The sequence below is a fragment of the Thauera phenylacetica B4P genome (assembly GCF_000310225.1).
GTDB classification, from domain to species: domain Bacteria; phylum Pseudomonadota; class Gammaproteobacteria; order Burkholderiales; family Rhodocyclaceae; genus Thauera; species Thauera phenylacetica.
Genome location: NZ_AMXF01000409.1, coordinates 1 through 1,954 on the forward strand (window position 1 = coordinate 1; position 1,954 = coordinate 1,954).

Genomic DNA, 1,954 nt, shown 5'->3' on the forward strand with positions numbered 1-1,954 from the left:
CCGCGCTGCCCGCGCCGCGGCGGCGCGACTGGCTGCGCCGGGCGGCCGACCTCGCACGCTTCCACGGCACGCGCCGCGGCCTGCTGCTGGCGCTCGACCTCGCCAGCGGCGGCGGGGTGCGCGCAGGCCGGATCACGGTGCTCGAAGGCTTCCGCCTGCGCCGGCTGATGTCGACCCTGCTCGGCGTCGACCTGAACGTCGAGGACGATCCGCTGCTTCCCGGCCTGGTCGTCAGCGGCAATTCGGTGGTCGGCGACACGCTGGTGCTGGGCGAGGCCGAGCGCCTCGAGCTGCTCGCGCTGTTCCGCGACGAGGTCGCCGACAGCGCCGAGCGCGAGGCGGTCCTCGCCTTCCACGACCGTCTCGCCTACCGCAGCCTGGTGTTGCTGCACGGTGCGCACAGCGCGGAGGAGCTCGGCCTGCTGCGCCGCATCGTCGAGCTCGAGGCGCCGGCCCACGTCGAGGTGCAGATCGAGCAGGCCAGCTGGCCGCTGCTCGTGGGCATCGCCAGCCTGGTCGGCGTCGACACCTGGCTCGGCCCCGCCCGACCGCTGCAGCCCGCGAGGGCGGACCACTCCACCCTCGGCCGCGGCGACCGCGTGCTCGGCGTCGGCAGCCTGGATCCGCGCCTGTCGGGCGCAGCCTCCGCGGCCGCCAGCGTGCAGCCGTCCGCCGATGCCGGCCCCGACCTGCAGGTCGCCCACGGCCGCAGCTTCGTGCTCGACGGCAGCGCCTCGCGCGCCCCGCCCGGACAGCGCCTCGCCGAATACCGCTGGCGGCTGCTCGACTAGCCTCGTTCAACCCGTTTCGCCCACCAAGGAGCCGATCATGGCCGAGTTCATCATCAACGCCGAAGTCAAGACCGAGACCGCGACCGTGGAAGTCACGCTGTCGCCGCAGCGTCCGCTCGCCCTGGGCCGCCACACCTTCCGCCTCGTCGTGGTGGACGACGCCGGCAACCAGTCCATCCCCGACGACGTGGTGGTCATCGTCGCCGACACCGAGGCGCCCACCGCGGTACTGAACGCACCGCGCTCGGTCAGCCTGGGCCAGAGCTTCATGCTCGACGGCACGAGGTCCTTCGACCTCGGCGGCGGCCAGGTGACCACCTACCTGTGGACCTACCTCGGCCAGGGCTGAGCGCATCGGCACCGGCCCCGTCAGCGGAGCGCAACCATGGCCACTTTCGTGCGCGGAAAGCCGATCACGACCCGCGAGCCGACCATCACGGTGGACGCCGGGCTGGCGGTCGGCGTCCACCGCTTCCAGCTCGTCGTGCTCACCGACACGGGCCAGACGAGCGCCCCCGTCATCGCCGAGGTCGCCATCCAGCGCACGATCCTCGACCCGACCCGGCCGATCCTGGACACCGGCGTCTTGACGCCGACGATCCCGACCCGGCCCCGCATCGACAGCACGCTCGTCCGACCGAGGGCGACGCGGTCCAGCAAGCCGCGCCCGCCGAGGAGCGACACATGAACAGCCCAGCGCGTCCACCTTCCGACGACCCCCTCTATGCGCTGCCCGCGGCCGCACGCCCGCACTACGCCACCGGCATGCTGCTGGGTGCGCGCGACTTCGCCGACGAACAGACCTACCACCGCAACCGCCTCGCGCGCGCGCTCGCCCACGTCTCCGGCGCGGGTGCGCGCCACCTGCCCGCGGGCAGCGTCGACGCGGGCGACGGCAGCCTCGGCGCGATCGGACTGCACGGGGGCGGCACGCTGGCCGGCCTGCGCATGCTCCACCGCCCCGCAGGCACCGCTCGCGAGGAGGAGCTGCGCGTGGCCCCCGGGCTCGCGGTCGACCGCCTCGGCCGCCTCGTCGAGCTGGGCGTGCCGGTGTGCCTGCGCCTGGAGCGCTGGTTCGCCACCGAGCTCGCGCGCGACGGCGGCGACGACCTGCGCCGCGCCGCGCTCGACGACCCCGCCCGCTTCGCCAGCGCGCGCCTGCG

General features: G+C 74.5%; 2 protein-coding genes and 2 pseudogenes. All 4 read left to right on the forward strand.

The features are described from left to right. Window positions 1-791: pseudogene (locus C667_RS22535) on the forward strand (hypothetical protein); the annotation flags it as partial. A gap of 37 nt (window positions 792-828) precedes the next feature. Continuing rightward, complete coding sequence (locus C667_RS22540; RefSeq protein WP_004387065.1) at window positions 829-1,140, forward strand: hypothetical protein; 312 nt, start codon at window positions 829-831, stop codon at window positions 1,138-1,140. Window positions 1,141-1,176: 36 nt separating this feature from the next. Beyond that, on the forward strand, window positions 1,177-1,479 hold the full coding sequence (locus C667_RS22545; protein ID WP_004387066.1) for a hypothetical protein: 303 nt from the start codon (window positions 1,177-1,179) through the stop codon (window positions 1,477-1,479). Further along, window positions 1,476-1,954 (forward strand): annotated as a pseudogene (locus C667_RS22550) (hypothetical protein); the annotation flags it as partial. The gene C667_RS22545 and the pseudogene C667_RS22550, both read left to right, overlap by 4 nt.

Coding starts and splice junctions, on each gene's coding strand:
- C667_RS22540 (WP_004387065.1), top strand. CDS start 829: ATGGCCGAGTTCATCATCAACGCCGAAGTCAAGACCGAGACCGCGACC.
- C667_RS22545 (WP_004387066.1), top strand. CDS start 1,177: ATGGCCACTTTCGTGCGCGGAAAGCCGATCACGACCCGCGAGCCGACC.